The 14,986-nt window shown below is 61.4% G+C and carries 13 protein-coding genes; 12 read left to right on the plus strand and 1 reads right to left on the minus strand.

What is annotated here, in order from left to right:
- Positions 1-100: 100 nt before the first annotated feature.
- From LOY35_RS06700 to LOY35_RS06740, 9 genes are all read left to right on the plus strand, one after another.
- Positions 101-832 carry a response regulator gene (locus LOY35_RS06700; RefSeq protein WP_024776388.1) on the plus strand — a complete coding sequence of 244 codons (732 nt, stop codon included), beginning with the start codon at positions 101-103 and terminating at the stop codon, positions 830-832.
- The gene (locus tag LOY35_RS06705) at positions 822-2,291 is read left to right on the plus strand and encodes an ATP-binding protein (protein ID WP_258631591.1); all 1,470 of its coding nucleotides are present in this window, start codon (positions 822-824) and stop codon (positions 2,289-2,291) included. The genes LOY35_RS06700 and LOY35_RS06705 overlap by 11 nt, the downstream gene beginning before the upstream one ends.
- A 205-nt stretch (positions 2,292-2,496) precedes the next feature.
- On the plus strand, positions 2,497-3,756 hold the full coding sequence (locus LOY35_RS06710) for an AGE family epimerase/isomerase (RefSeq protein WP_258631593.1): 1,260 nt from the start codon (positions 2,497-2,499) through the stop codon (positions 3,754-3,756).
- 116 nt (positions 3,757-3,872) lie between these two features.
- A complete protein-coding gene (locus tag LOY35_RS06715) occupies positions 3,873-5,159 on the plus strand; it encodes an ABC transporter substrate-binding protein (protein ID WP_258631595.1) in 1,287 nt (428 codons plus the stop codon).
- A 172-nt stretch (positions 5,160-5,331) separates the two neighbouring features.
- Positions 5,332-6,240 carry a carbohydrate ABC transporter permease gene (locus LOY35_RS06720; protein WP_258631597.1) on the plus strand — a complete coding sequence of 303 codons (909 nt, stop codon included), beginning with the start codon at positions 5,332-5,334 and terminating at the stop codon, positions 6,238-6,240.
- Positions 6,233-7,078, plus strand: coding sequence for a carbohydrate ABC transporter permease (locus LOY35_RS06725; RefSeq protein WP_258631599.1), 846 nt, complete (start codon positions 6,233-6,235; stop codon positions 7,076-7,078). Before LOY35_RS06720 ends, LOY35_RS06725 begins: the two co-directional genes overlap by 8 nt.
- A 2-nt stretch (positions 7,079-7,080) precedes the next feature.
- Positions 7,081-8,241, plus strand: a complete 1,161-nt coding sequence (locus tag LOY35_RS06730) for an ABC transporter ATP-binding protein (RefSeq protein ID WP_258631601.1) — start codon at positions 7,081-7,083, stop codon at positions 8,239-8,241.
- 229 nt (positions 8,242-8,470) lie between these two features.
- Positions 8,471-9,817 (plus strand): carbohydrate porin, encoded by a 1,347-nt coding sequence (locus LOY35_RS06735; RefSeq protein WP_258631602.1) that lies wholly within the window; start codon positions 8,471-8,473, stop codon positions 9,815-9,817.
- A gap of 251 nt (positions 9,818-10,068) precedes the next feature.
- Positions 10,069-10,926, plus strand: coding sequence for a D-hexose-6-phosphate mutarotase (locus LOY35_RS06740; protein WP_258631605.1), 858 nt, complete (start codon positions 10,069-10,071; stop codon positions 10,924-10,926).
- A gap of 124 nt (positions 10,927-11,050) precedes the next feature.
- Here LOY35_RS06740 and LOY35_RS06745 read toward each other — a convergent pair whose 3' ends face one another.
- Positions 11,051-11,911 (minus strand): MurR/RpiR family transcriptional regulator, encoded by an 861-nt coding sequence (locus tag LOY35_RS06745; RefSeq protein WP_171057240.1) that lies wholly within the window; start codon positions 11,909-11,911, stop codon positions 11,051-11,053.
- Positions 11,912-12,107: 196 nt separating this feature from the next.
- On the opposite strand from LOY35_RS06745, the gene zwf reads away from it, so the two are divergent.
- Genes zwf through LOY35_RS06760 form a run of 3 tightly spaced genes read left to right on the plus strand, consistent with a single transcriptional unit; the run spans position 12,108 to position 14,960 of the window.
- The gene (zwf, locus tag LOY35_RS06750) at positions 12,108-13,577 is read left to right on the plus strand and encodes a glucose-6-phosphate dehydrogenase (protein ID WP_258631606.1); all 1,470 of its coding nucleotides are present in this window, start codon (positions 12,108-12,110) and stop codon (positions 13,575-13,577) included.
- Positions 13,564-14,277 (plus strand): 6-phosphogluconolactonase, encoded by a 714-nt coding sequence (pgl, locus tag LOY35_RS06755; RefSeq protein ID WP_258631609.1) that lies wholly within the window; start codon positions 13,564-13,566, stop codon positions 14,275-14,277. The genes zwf and pgl overlap by 14 nt, the downstream gene beginning before the upstream one ends.
- 17 nt (positions 14,278-14,294) lie before the next feature.
- Positions 14,295-14,960 carry a bifunctional 4-hydroxy-2-oxoglutarate aldolase/2-dehydro-3-deoxy-phosphogluconate aldolase gene (locus LOY35_RS06760; protein ID WP_258631612.1) on the plus strand — a complete coding sequence of 222 codons (666 nt, stop codon included), beginning with the start codon at positions 14,295-14,297 and terminating at the stop codon, positions 14,958-14,960.
- The last annotated feature ends 26 nt before the right edge of the window (positions 14,961-14,986 follow it).

Below are 14,986 nucleotides of genomic sequence, written 5' to 3' on the forward strand. Positions count from 1 at the left end.
CTCCCGCACAAGCCCGCTCCCACAAGGGTTTGTGGTGTGTTTATAGGCTTTCCCCATCAGGCATAATCCGCACTAATCCAAACAACAAGGACGCGGCCCCGTGAGTTCAGTAAACAAATCGATTTTGTTGGTCGACGACGACCAGGAGATTCGCGAGCTGCTGGACACTTACCTCAGTCGTGCGGGGTTCCAGGTGCGGACCACGCCCGATGGCGCCGGGTTTCGCCAGGCGTTGAACGACGCGCCGAGCGATCTGGTGATCCTCGACGTGATGCTGCCCGACGAAGACGGCTTCAGCCTGTGCCGCTGGGTTCGCCAGCACCCGCGCCAGGCCCACGTGCCGATCATCATGCTCACTGCCAGTTCCGACGAGGCCGACCGGGTCATCGGCCTGGAACTGGGGGCCGATGATTATCTCGGCAAGCCGTTCAGCCCGCGTGAATTGCAGGCGCGCATCAAGGCCCTGTTGCGCCGGGCACAGTTCGGCCAGGAGCGCTCCGGCGGTGAGGTGCTGGCCTTCGACGAGTGGCGGCTGGACATGGTCAGCCATCGGCTGTTTCACACCGACGGCGAGGAAGTGATTCTCTCCGGCGCCGATTTCGCCCTGCTCAAGCTGTTTCTCGATCATCCCCAGGAAATCCTCGACCGCGACACCATCGGCAACGCCACCCGGGGTCGGGAGCTGATGCCCCTGGACCGGATCGTCGACATGGCGGTCAGTCGCCTGCGCCAGCGCTTGCGTGATACCGACAAGCCGCCACGGCTGATCCGCACGGTGCGCGGCAGTGGTTATCAATTGGCGGCCAATGTGGTTGCCAGCAATGGTCATTGACTGGGCCAGGAAAGTCGCCCGACGGGTGCCGGTGCCGCGCTCGCTGCTTGGAAGGATGCTGTTGCTGACCTTGCTGGTGGTACTGTTCGCCCAGACGTTGTCCAGCGTCATTTGGGTGTCGCAACTGCGCGCCACCCAGCTCGAAGGCCTGGTCACCAGCGCCCGCAGCCTGGCCCATTCGATGACGGCCAGCGTCAGCTACCTGCGTTCGTTGCCGGTGGCGTACCGGCCGCTGGTGCTGGACCAATTGCGCAGCATGGGCGGCACGCGGTTTGTCGTCACGCTCAATGACAAGCCCCTGGGCATGGACGTGCTACCGGTCACGCCGCGCAAACTGGCGGTGCTCAAGGCGGTGGACGAAGTGCTGCGCAGGTCCCTGGGCAATAACACCGATATTTCCGTGACTTTCGTCAGCCCCGACGACCTACGGATTTTCAACGGCGGACTGAAGCTCGACGAGTTACCACGCTCGTGGGCTCATTACGCCTTGACGCTTGAACCCGTGAACCCGCCGGTGCTGGTCACGCAGATCCAGATGGCGCCGGGCGAATGGTTGTACATCGCCTCGCTGCTGCCCGAACCCTACACCAGCCTCGAAGAGCAGGACCTGCCGAAGCAACAGGTCGGCTTCATCGTCCTGACCAGCAGCCTGTTGCTGCTGTTCATCGGCTTGCTCGTGCACTGGCAGAGCCGGCCACTCAAGCGCCTGGCCCGGGCGGCCCGGGACATGTCTCTGGGCGCCGAAGTGGAACCGGTGGCCGAAGGTGGCGGCAGCGAAGTGGTCGAGGTGGGCCGGGCATTCAATGCCATGCGAGAGCGCATCAGCCGCTACCTGACCGAGCGCAGCCAGTTGTTCAGCGCGATTTCCCATGACCTGCGCACGCCGATCACCCGCCTGCGGCTACGGGTCGAACTGCTGGAGGATGAGAACCTGCAGGCCAAGTTCGGCCGCGACCTGGACGAGTTGGAATTGCTGGTCAAAGGGGCGCTGCAATGCGTCAAGGACACCGACATCCATGAAAACATCGAGCCGGTGGACCTCAACCATGTGCTCGATTGCCTGGTGGAACCTTACCTTGCCCCCAACGGCAACGGCCGTGTGACCCAGGATGGCCGGGCACTGGCGCCGTATCCCGGCAAGCCGCTGGCGCTCAAGCGCTGCATCGGCAACCTGATCGACAACGCCTTGAAATACGGGCAGAACGCCCATCTGCACATCGACGACGATGAAACCGCATTCGTCCTGCACGTCGACGATGAAGGTCCGGGCGTGCCGGAGCAGCGTCTCGAGCAGGTTTTCGAACCGCATTTCCGTCTGGCCGGGCAGCAGCAGGGATATGGCCTGGGGCTGGGTATCGCCCGCAACATTGCCCACAGCCATGGTGGCGAGGTGAGCCTGCAGAACCTGCGCGAGGGTGGGTTGCGGGTGACGTTGCAGCTGCCTCGCAGTGTCGATTAGCGAGACCGCGTTATCGTTCATCGCGAGCAGGCTCGCTCCCACAAGGGGTCCAAGGCGCTCACACCCCCTGTGGGAGCGAGCCTGCTCGCGATGGCGTCTTCTGTTTTGTAACGGAGTGGTGACATAACTCGCCCCTTTCGTTACCTGCCCTCCGTCCTCCCTTGTTTAGACTCCCTGCGTCAAAAACAACAAAAAGGTACGCCTGATGGACACCTTCCAACCGGCCTTCAGCAGTTGGCTGAACGCACCTGCCCACCAGCAATGGCTCGCCGCCGAAGGCTTGCGGTTGCTGGCATTCGCCAAGGCGTCGAGGCTGCCGGACGGTTTCGGCAACCTGGACGAGCGCGGCTGCCTGCCGACCGGGGCCCGGGCTGAAACCATGAACACCGCCCGCATGACCCACAGCTTCGCCATGGCCCATGTCCAGGGTCTGCCGGGTTTCGCCGAATTGGTGGACCACGGCATCGAGGCCCTCAGCGGCCCTTTGCGGGACGCCGAATACGGCGGCTGGTTTGCCACGACGCAACCCCATGAAGACGACACCGGCAAAGCCGCCTACCTGCATGCTTTCGTGGCCCTGGCCGCCAGTTCCGCCGTGGTGGCCCAGCGTCCCGGTGCCCAGGCGCTGCTGGACGAGGCCGTGCGGGTCATCGACACGCATTTCTGGAGTGAGGAAGAGGGCGCCCTGTGCGAATCCTTCAACCGTGACTGGAGTGTCGAGGAAGCCTATCGCGGCGCCAACAGCAACATGCACGCCACCGAAGCCTTCCTGGCGCTTGCCGATGTCACCGACGATCCGCGCTGGCTCGCCCGCGCGCTGCGCATCGTCGAACGGGTGATCCACGGCCACGCGGCGGCCAATGATTATCTGGTGGTGGAACATTTTGACCGCCACTGGCAGCCGCTGCGCGAATACAACCACGACAATCCCGCCGATGGCTTCCGGCCGTATGGCACCACGCCGGGCCACGGTTTCGAATGGGCCCGCCTGCTCTTGCACCTCGAGGCCGCTCGGGTGCGGATCGGCATGCTGACCCCGGGCTGGCTGGTCCAGGATGCGCAGAAACTGTTCGAGCAGAACTGCCGTCACGGCTGGGACGTCGATGGCGCGCCTGGCATTGTCTACACGCTGGATTGGGACAATCGCGCGGTGGTCCGCCATCGCCTGCACTGGGTCCATGCCGAAGCGGCGGCGGCTGCCAGCGCATTGCTCAAGCGCACCGACGAGGCGCAATACGAAACCTGGTACCGGTGCTTCTGGGAGTTTTGCGAGAAGCACTTCATCGACCGGTGCAACGGCAGCTGGCACCACGAACTCGATCCGCAGAACCGCCCCAGTGCCGACATCTGGCCGGGCAAGCCTGACCTGTATCACGCCTGGCAGGCGGTGCTGATTCCACGCCTGCCCCTGGCGCCGAGCATGGCCTCGGCCCTGGCGCAATTTTCAGCTCCGGCAACCGTGTAACCATGTCGTGACATTTACGCATCCCTTCGTTACCTGTGAAGGGAATCCCCCTGTTTAGAATCCATGCAGCGCAAGCCACAGGCTTGCAGGCATAACAACAAAAAAAAGGTACTCAGATGAACGCGATTAATCGCCTCGCAGTTGCTGTTTCCATTGCCTCGTTGTTTCCCCTCAGTGCTTTTGCCGCCGACTCGAAAGGGACGGTCGAAGTTGTGCATTGGTGGACCTCGGGCGGTGAAAAGGCAGCTGTTGATGTCCTGAAGGCCCAAGTCGAGAAGGACGGTTTCACCTGGAAAGACGGTGCCGTCGCCGGCGGTGGTGGTGCCACGGCCATGACCGTGCTGAAAAGCCGCGCAGTCGCCGGCAACCCGCCTGGCGTTGCCCAGATCAAGGGCCCTGACATCCAGGAATGGGCGTCCACCGGGCTGCTCGACAGCGACGTCCTCAAAGGCGTTGCCAAAGAAGAGAAGTGGGACTCCCTTCTCGACAAGAAAGTCTCCGATACCGTGAAGTACGAAGGCGACTACGTGGCCGTGCCGGTGAACATCCACCGCGTCAACTGGTTGTGGATCAACCCGGAAGTCTTCAAGAAAGCCGGCATCACGAAGAACCCGACCACCCTCGAAGAATTCTATGCCGCTGGCGACAAGCTGAAGGCGGCGGGTTTCATTCCGCTCGCCCACGGTGGCCAGCCTTGGCAGGACAGCACCGTGTTCGAAGCCGTGGTGCTGTCGGTCATGGGCGCCGATGGCTACAAGAAAGCCCTGGTCGACCTGGACAACGCTGCGCTGACCGGGCCTGAAATGGTCAAGGCCCTGACCGAGCTGAAGAAAGTCGCGACCTACATGGACGCGGACGGCAAGGGCCAGGACTGGAACCTCGAGGCGGCCAAGGTCATCAACGGCAAGGCCGGCATGCAGATCATGGGTGACTGGGCCAAGAGCGAGTGGACAGCGGCCAAGAAAGTCGCCGGCAAGGATTACGAATGCGTAGCCTTCCCGGGTACCGACAAGGCTTTCACCTACAACATCGACTCCCTGGCGGTGTTCAAGCAGAAAGACAAGGGCACTTCCGCCGGTCAGCAGGACATTGCCAAGGTCGTGCTGGGTGAAAACTTCCAGAAGGTCTTCAGCATCAACAAAGGTTCGATCCCGGTTCGTAATGACATGTTGAAGGACATGGGCAAGTACGGTTTCGACTCCTGCGCCCAGACCGCCGCCAAGGACTTCCTGACCGACGCCACGACCGGTGGCTTGCAGCCGAGCATGGCGCACAACATGGCGACCACGTTGGCGGTACAAGGCGCGTTCTTTGACGTGGTGACCAACTACATCAACGACCCGAGCGCCAGCCCTGCCGACACTGCCAAGAAACTCGGCGCTGCGGTCAAGTCCGCGAAGTAACGGTTAATACCTGGATCCCCGGGAGCGAGCCTGTGGGAGCAAAGCTTGCTCGCGATGAACATAACGCGGTCCGTCGAAAGACCGAGGCGTTTTCATCGCGAGCAAGCTCGGGCCCCACACAGGCGATTCCCACAAGGGATGTCACTGTAGTTTTCAAGTACTGGATTTCCCCATGAGCTCTGTTGCTGTGTTCAGCAAGGCCTCGCCGTTCGATGCGTTGCAGCGCTGGCTTCCCAAACTGGTGCTGGCGCCCAGCATGTTCATCGTCCTGGTGGGCTTTTACGGCTACATCCTGTGGACGTTTCTTCTTTCGTTCACCAACTCGACTTTCCTCCCCACCTATAAATGGGTCGGCCTGGCGCAATACGCCCGGTTGTTCGACAACGACCGCTGGTGGGTCGCGAGCAAGAACCTCGCGGTGTTCGGTGGCATGTTCATTGGCGTCACCCTGGTGATAGGCGTGCTGCTGGCCGTCTTCCTCGACCAGCGTATCCGTCGCGAAGGTTTCATCCGCACCATTTACCTGTACCCGATGGCGCTCTCCATGATCGTGACCGGTACCGCCTGGAAGTGGCTGCTCAACCCGGGCATGGGCCTGGACAAGCTGCTGCGTGACTGGGGCTGGGAAGGTTTTCGCCTGGACTGGCTGATCGACCCGGATCGCGTGGTGTATTGCCTGGTGATCGCCGCGGTATGGCAAGCCTCGGGCTTCATCATGGCGATGTTCCTGGCCGGCCTGCGGGGTGTCGATCAATCGATCATCCGCGCCGCGCAGATCGATGGCGCGAGCATGCCCAGGATCTACTGGAAAGTGGTCCTGCCGAGCCTGCGTCCGGTGTTCTTCAGCGCCGTGATGATCCTGGCGCACATCGCGATCAAGAGTTTCGACCTGGTGGCGGCCATGACGGCCGGTGGCCCGGGCTATTCGTCCGACCTGCCTGCCATGTTCATGTACTCCTTCACCTTCAGCCGCGGCCAGATGGGCATGGGCTCGGCCAGTGCGATCCTGATGCTCGGCGCGATCCTCGCGATCATCGTGCCTTACCTGTATTCCGAGCTGAGGGCCAAGCGTCATGACTAGTCTCGCCACCAAACCCGGCATCAGCCTGAGTCGCATCGCGATCTACGCAGTGCTGATCCTCGCCGTACTGCTTTACCTGGTTCCGCTGGTGGTCATGCTGTTGACCAGCTTCAAGACCCCGGAGGACATCAGCACCGGCAACCTGTTGAGCTGGCCGACCGTGGTCAGCGGCATCGGCTGGGTCAAGGCCTGGGCCTCGGTCAACGGTTACTTCTGGAACTCGATCAAAATCACCGTGCCTGCGGTGCTGATATCCACCGCCGTCGGTGCACTGAACGGCTATGTCTTGTCGATGTGGCGCTTTCGCGGTTCGCAGCTGTTCTTCGGGTTGCTGTTGTTCGGTTGCTTCCTGCCGTTCCAGACCGTACTGCTGCCGGCCTCGTTCACCCTCGGCAAGATGGGCCTGGCCAGCACCACCACCGGCCTGGTGTTCGTGCACGTGGTGTATGGCCTGGCGTTCACCACGCTGTTCTTCCGCAACTACTACGTCAGCATTCCTGATGCGCTGGTGAAGGCGGCGCGCCTGGACGGTGCGGGTTTCTTCACCATCTTCCGCATGATCATCCTGCCGATGTCGACGCCGATCATCATGGTCTGCCTGATCTGGCAGTTCACGCAGATCTGGAACGACTTCCTGTTCGGCGTGGTGTTCTCCAGCGGCGATTCGCAACCCATCACGGTGGCGTTGAACAACCTGGTCAACACCAGCACCGGGGCCAAGGAATATAACGTTGATATGGCGGCGGCGATGATCGCCGGGCTGCCGACCCTGCTGGTCTATGTGGTCGCAGGCAAGTATTTCGTGCGCGGGCTGACGGCCGGCGCGGTCAAGGGGTAATCATGGCAACGCTCGAACTTCGCAATGTAAACAAGACTTACGGCGTCGGCCTGCCCGACACCCTGAAGAACATCGAACTGTCGATCAAGGACGGTGAGTTCCTGATCCTCGTCGGGCCTTCGGGCTGCGGCAAGTCGACCCTCATGAACTGCATCGCCGGCCTGGAAACCATCACTGGCGGCGCGATCATGATCGGCGACCAGGACGTCAGCGGCATGAGCCCCAAGGATCGCGACATCGCCATGGTGTTCCAGTCCTATGCGCTGTACCCGACCATGAGCGTGCGCGAGAACATCGAGTTCGGCTTGAAGATCCGCAAGATGCCGCAATCGGCCATCGACGAGGAAGTGGCCCGGGTTGCCAAGCTGTTGCAGATCGAACACCTGCTCAATCGCAAGCCCGGCCAGCTCTCCGGTGGCCAGCAGCAACGCGTGGCCATGGGCCGAGCCCTGGCGCGGCGGCCGAAGATCTATCTGTTCGACGAACCGCTGTCCAACCTCGACGCCAAGCTGCGGGTCGAGATGCGCACCGAAATGAAACTGATGCACCAGCGCCTGAAGACCACCACGGTTTATGTGACCCACGACCAGATCGAGGCCATGACCCTGGGCGACAAAGTGGCGGTGATGAAGGACGGGATCATCCAGCAGTTCGGCACGCCGGAAGAGATCTACACCAACCCGGCCAACCTGTTCGTGGCGAGTTTCATCGGTTCGCCGCCGATGAACTTCATTCCCCTGCGCCTGCAGCGCAAGGAAGGTCGCCTGGTGGCGCTGCTCGACAGCGGTCAGGCCCGTTGCGAGTTGCCATTGGGCCTGCAGGATGCCGGCCTGGAAGACCGCGAAGTGATTCTTGGCATGCGTCCGGAACAGATCTTACTGGCTGGCAGCGAGCCGAACGGTTTGCCGACCATTCGTGCCGAAGTCCAGGTCACCGAGCCCACCGGCCCGGACACCCTGGTATTTGTCAGTCTAAATGACACCAAAGTTTGCTGCCGCCTGGCGCCGGACGCGGCGCCACGGGCCGGAGAAACGATGACGCTTCAGCTTGACCCGCAAAAAGTATTACTATTTGATGCTCAGACCGGCGAACGCTTAGGAGTCGCTGGTCAGGCACAAGCCCAGGAGCGAGCGCCGAACGTGGCGCAGTTCAAAGGCCGGTGAAGAGCAAATGTGGGGGCGAGCCTGTGGGAGCAAAGCTTGTTCGCGAAGAACGATAACGCGGTCATCCAAAAGACCGAGGCGTCTTCATCGCGAGCAAGCTCAGCTCCCACCCAGGCTCGCTCCCACAAAAAGAAGTATGCGGTGGGTGGGGGACTGCCCAGCGCAATCGTTGTAAACCGCGTTAGAAAAATAAAAACAGTTAATAACAATAAAGACGAGGAATGTAGGGATGAAGACGAAAAACAATGCCCGGCTTATCTGCCAGTTATCAGCCGTTGCGGCTATGATGCTGGCCGGTAGCGCACACGCTGCCGACGCGTTCAGCGCCGACTCGCAGTGGATGACGGGTGACTGGGGTGGTGAGCGGACCAAGCTGATCGAGCAGGGTATCGACATCAAGGCTGACTACGTCGGTGAAGTGGGTGGCAACCTGCACGGCGGCTACAACAACGACAAGACCGCGCGTTACGCCGACCAGTTCGGTCTGGGCGTGGCACTGGACCTGCAAAAGCTGTGGGGCTGGGATAACACCCAGGCCAAGATCCAGCTGACCAACCGTAACGGCGAAAACATTTCCAACGACCGCGTCGGCGACCCGCGTGCCGGCACCTTGAGTTCCTCCCAGGAAGTCTACGGCCGTGGCCACATGGTCCGTCTGACCCAACTGTGGATCAAGCACCAGTTCCTCGATGGCAAGCTGGATGTCAAGGCTGGTTACTTCGGCGAAGGCGAAGACTTCAACACCTTCCCTTGCGAATTCCAGAACCTGGCGTTCTGCGGCTCCCAAGTGGGTAACTGGGCCACCGGTATCTGGTACAACTGGCCAGTCATGCAGGCTGCTCTGCGCGTGAAGTACAACATCACGCCTGAGTTCTATGCGCAGATCGGTGCCTACAACCAGAACCCTTCGCAGCTGGAACATGGCAACGGCTTCAAGCTCAGCGGCAGTGGTACCAAGGGCACCGTGATCCCGGTCGAACTGGTCTGGTCGCCGAAGGTCAACAGCCTGCCGGGTGAATACCGTGTCGGTTACTACAAGAGCACGGCCGATGCCAATGACGTCCGTGAAGACGACAACGGCGACGATGCCGCGACCACCCAGAACGCCTATCGCAGCCACAACAGCAAGCATGGCTACTGGTTCGTGGCGCAGCAGCAACTCACCACCCACAACGGTGATGCGTCCCGCGGCCTGAATATCGCAGCCAACGCGACGTTCCACGACAAGGACACCAACATTGTCGATAACTACCAGTCGCTGATGTTCGTGTACAAGGGGCCGTTCGATGCTCGTCCTAAAGATGACATCGGCATCGGTTTCTCCCGTATCCATGTCAACGAGGACGTGAAGAAAAACGCCGAGCTGACCAACGCTGCCAATGGTGTGACCGATTACAACGACCCACTGTTCGCGCCGCTGCGTAGCACCGAGTACAACTACGAGCTCAACTACGGTGTCCACGTGACCAACTGGCTGACCGTACGTCCCAACCTGCAATACATCACCCACCCGGGTGGCGTCGATGAGGTGGACAACGCGCTGGTGGCCGGCCTGAAAATTCAGTCGGTGTTCTAACGCTGTTGCGATAAGCTCCTCTCTATGTGCGCATAATTTGCGGACGGCCAAGGCTGTCCGCTTTTTTTTGGGGAGTCCCGCGCAGGGAGGTCAGCTGTGGGAGCAAGGCTTGCCCGCGATGAAGCTGAATGCGGTTTGCGGTTTGCCCCAGAGCCGAGGCGCCTGTGTCGCGAGCAAGCTTTGCTCCCACAGCGAGCTACCTCGCCACAAATAGCCAGTTGAGAGTTCAATGATTTCCAGGACCGCGGCCCATGTATGAGCATCCACTGCAACGCTTTTTCAGATCCTTGCGCGAGCGCCCGGTGTTTGCGTGGGAGCGCTATCGGCAGCGCGATGTGTTGGTGATCGATCATCCACTGTGCCAAGCGGTGTTCAGTCGCCAGGGTGCGCAGTTGCTGCATTTCCAGCCCCGCGGGCAGAAACCCTGGTTGTGGTGCGCGGCCAAATGGCCCCAGGTCGGGGCGATACGGGGTGGAGTGCCGGTGTGCTGGCCGTGGTATGGCCGTCATCCGAGCGAAAACGCCTGGCCGTCCCATGGCTGGGCGCGGCTGATCGACTGGAAGCTGCTGGACAGCCGCAGCGACGACGATGGCGTGCATCTGCATTGGCAATTGCAGTTGTGCGACTGGCAGGTGGACTTGCACGCAGATCTTGGCGAGCGCATGGAGCTGCGCCTGAGCACCGAGCACCAGGACAGCTTGCCGTGCCAGTTGAGCCAGGCTTTGCATGCCTACTGGCGTATTGGCGACGTCGGCGAGGTAGCGCTGTCTGGGCTGGAAGGCGCGCAAGGTTACGACCATCTGAACCGCGCGGTCTGCCAGCAGGAAGGTGAGTTGCGGGTCGAAGGCGGCTGCCAGCGGGTGTTTCAGCACGAAGGGGAGTTGCAGCTCAAGGACCATGCCTGGCAGCGAGCATTGTGCATCGATACCGGCGACAGCGCCGACACGGTGGTGTGGCATCCCGGTACCCGGCCGTTGCTGGGGGTGAGCTGGGATGAAGTCAGCGAGTTCGTCTGCGTCGAAGCGGCCAGCGGCGGCACCGACAGCCTGTGCCTGGCACCGGGGGAGCGGGCGCACCTGAGTCTGCAGGCGCGGGTGGGGCTTGATTGAGGATTTGTAGTTGCTACCGACCTCTTCGCGAGCAAGCCCGCTCCCACATTTGAAATGCATTCCCTTGTGGGAGCGGGCTTGCTCGCGAAGACGGACTAACAGACGCCAAAGCTCCTGAGCCGAATCAGTTGAACTCATCCCCCACCGGATACCGGCTGGCGTTCAGGCTTTCCTTGATCTTGCGCAGGTGCGGCTGGAAATCCACGCCCCGGCGCAGGGTCATCCCGGTGGCGAGCACATCCAGCACCGTGAGCTGAATGATCCGCGAGGTCATCGGCATGTAGATGTCGGTGTCTTCGGGGAGCGGAATGTTCAGGCTCAGGGTACTGGCCTTGGCCAGGGGGGAGTTTTCCGCGGTGAGGCCCAATACCGAAGCGCCGTTCTCCCGGGCGATGCGCGCCACTTCCACCAGTTCGCGGGTGCGGCCGGTGTAGGAAATGATCACGAACAGCTCACCAGTGTGGGCCACCGACGCGATCATGCGCTGCATCAGCACGTCGGCATGGGCGGTCACTGCCAGGTTGAAGCGGAAAAACTTGTGCTGGGCGTCCAGTGCCACCGGGGCCGAGGCGCCGAGGCCGAAGAAGTGGATCTGGCGGGCCTGGATCAGCAGGTCCACGGCGCGGCTGATCAAATTTGGATCAAGTGCCTGGCAGGCACTGTCCAACGAAGCAATGGCACTGCCAAAGATTTTCTGGGTGTAGGCTTCGGGGTTGTCGTCGGCCTCTACTGCACGGCTGACATAAGCGGCGCCGCTGGCCAGGCTCTGGGCCAGTTGCAGCTTGAGCTCCGGGTAGCCGCTGACGCCGAACGAACGGCAGAAACGGTTGACCGTGGGCTCGCTGACCGACGCGGCCTGGGCTAGGGCGGCGATGCTGAAACGGGTGGCCTGCTGTGGGTTGAGCAGGATCACCTCGGCCACCTTGCGTTCTGCCTTGTTCAGGTCTTCAAGGCGACTCTGGATCTGCTCCAGTAAATTTCGCACGCGGTCCATAGACGATTCCTAGAAAGACGGGTCTTTGATACGACCCTTTGCGGTGGCCTATCCTACTGATGGCTCCGACGGACCACCACTCGGAATCGGTATTTTCGGAAAATGTTGTGGTTATTACTACATTTTCCCTTGAGTGATGCCTTAAAAAAAGGTATTTGTAGCCTAACTTGATAAAAGAACAAACATCATGCCTTCGATAACGGTTGAACCGTGCACCTTTGCCTTGTTCGGCGCGCTGGGCGATCTGGCCCTGCGCAAGCTGTTTCCTGCCCTTTACCAACTCGACGGCGCCGGCCTGCTGCATGAGGACACGCGAATCATCGCGTTGGCCCGTGAAGCCGGCAGCGAGCAGCAGCACCTGGCGTTCATCGCCACGGAACTGCGCCGCTATGTGGGCGACAAGGAGCTGAACGAAACCGTGGTCGAGCGCTTCATGGCGCGGCTGACTTACCTGCATGTGGATTTCCTCAAGGCCGACGACTATGTCGCGTTGGCCGAACAGGTCGGGGCGGCCCAGCAGGTCATTGCCTATTTCGCCACGCCAGCGGCGGTGTACGGGGCGATCTGCGAGAACCTGGCGAAGGTCGGCTTGAGCGAAAACACCCGTGTCGTGCTGGAGAAACCCATCGGCTCGGACCTGGAGTCCTCGCGCAAGGTCAACGACGCCGTGGCGCAGTTCTTCCCGGAGAACCGCACCTATCGTATCGACCACTACCTGGGCAAAGAGACGGTCCAGAACCTGATCGCGCTGCGGTTCGCCAACAGCCTGTTCGAAACCCAGTGGAACCAGCATTACATTTCCCACGTGGAAATCACCGTGGCCGAGAAGGTCGGCATCGAAGGCCGCTGGGGCTATTTCGACAAGGCCGGACAGCTGCGGGACATGATCCAGAACCACCTGTTGCAGCTGCTGTGCCTGATCGCCATGGACCCGCCGGCCGAACTGTCCGCCGACAGCATCCGGGACGAGAAGGTCAAGGTGCTCAAGGCACTGGCGCCGATCAGTCCCGAAGGCCTGACCACCCAAGTGGTGCGCGGCCAGTACATCGCCGGCCACAGCGAGGGCAAGGCGGTTCCGGGCTACCTGGAAGAGCCCAACTCCAACACCCAGAGCGACACCGAAACCTTCGTCGCCCTGCGCGCCGACATTCGCAACTGGCGTTGGGCCGGGGTTCCGTTCTACCTGCGTACTGGCAAGCGCATGCCGCAAAAGCTGTCGCAGATCGTCATTCACTTCAAGGAACCGTCCCATTACATCTTCGCTCCCGAGCAGCGCTTGCAGATCAGTAACAAACTGATCATTCGCCTGCAACCGGACGAAGGGATCTCCCTGCGGGTGATGACCAAGGACCAGGGCCTGGACAAGGGCATGCAGTTGCGCAGCGGTCCTTTGCAACTCAACTTTTCCGACACCTGGCGTAGCGCGCGGATTCCCGATGCCTACGAGCGGTTGTTGCTGGAAGTCATGAACGGCAATCAGAACCTGTTTGTCCGTAAAGATGAAATCGAAGCCGCGTGGACCTGGTGTGACCAGTTGATCGCCGGGTGGAAAAAGTCCGGTGATGCGCCCAAGCCGTACGCGGCCGGGTCCTGGGGGCCGATGAGCTCCATTGCACTGATCACGCGGGATGGGAGGTCATGGTATGGCGATATCTGAAGTGAAACTGCCCCAGGGCGTCAGCGCCCTGGGGTTCAAGAGCCCGGTGCTGTTGGCCGAAGGCCTGGCATTGAAGGTGGCCGAGCAACTGCGCGAGGCAATCAGCGCACGTGGCGCGGCGGTCCTGGTGGTGTCGGGCGGCCGCAGTCCGGTGGCATTTTTTCAGAGCCTGGCCAAGCAGACGCTGGATTGGTCGAAAGTGGTGGTGAGCCTGGCGGACGAGCGCTGGGTGCCGGTTGAACATGCCGACAGCAATGCCGGTCTGCTCAAGCGTTACCTGTTGCAAGGCCCGGCGGCCAAGGCCCAGTTCCTGAGCCTCTACAGCGCCAGTGCCAACCTGGAGGCTGCCGCCGAGCAGGCGGATCGCCTGCTGGCCGAGCTGCCGCCTATCGATGTGCTGGTATTGGGCATGGGCGATGACGGGCACACCGCCTCGTTGTTCCCCGACAGCCCGAACCTGGCCGAAGCCTTGGACATCCAGGGGGCTCGTCGTTGCTGGCCAATGCTGGCGCCGACCGTGCCGCACCAGCGCCTGACCATGAGTCGCGCCTTGCTGGCCTCGGCGAAGCACAAAGTGCTGTCGATTTCCGGTCAATCGAAATTGACCACCCTGAACGCTGCGGTGGCCGGTGACAACGTCGCCGAAATGCCGATCCGCGCGTTTTTGCAACCTACGTTAGAGATTTACTGGTGCCCATGAACCAAGGATCAGCCGCTATGACAAACCTATCCCCGACCGTTTCCATGGCGGACAAAGTTACCCTGATCGACGACCTGTGCGCCAAGGCGCGGATCCTGCCGGTCATCACCATCGCCCGTGAACAGGACATCCTGCCGCTGGCCGATGCCCTGGCGGCCGGTGGCCTGACGGCGCTGGAAGTGACCTTGCGTTCCCTGTTCGGCCTCAAGGCCATCCAGGTGCTGCGCGATCAGCGTCCGGAACTGGTGACCGGTGCCGGCACGGTGCTCGACCGCCAAATGCTGGCGGCTGCCGAAGCGGCCGGTTCGCAGTTCATCGTGACCCCGGGCATCACCCGTGACCTGCTCGAAGCCAGTGTCGACAGCCCGATTCCGTTGCTGCCGGGCATCAGCAACGCCTCCGGCATCATGGAGGGCTACGGTCTGGGTTATCGCCGCTTCAAATTGTTCCCGGCGGAAGTCAGTGGCGGTGTCGCCGCCATCAAGGCCCTGGGCGGTCCGTTCGGTGAAGTGAAATTCTGCCCGACCGGTGGCGTCGGCCCGGCCAATATCAAGAGCTACATGGCGTTGAAAAACGTGATGTGCGTGGGCGGTAGCTGGATGCTCGATCCGGAATGGATCAAGAACGGCGACTGGGCCCGCATCCAGGAATGCACCGCCGAGGCACTGGCGCTGCTGGATTGATTGTTTTACCGAACTTCGTTGGGTGT

This window comes from Pseudomonas sp. B21-028, assembly GCF_024749045.1.
GTDB lineage: Bacteria > Pseudomonadota > Gammaproteobacteria > Pseudomonadales > Pseudomonadaceae > Aquipseudomonas.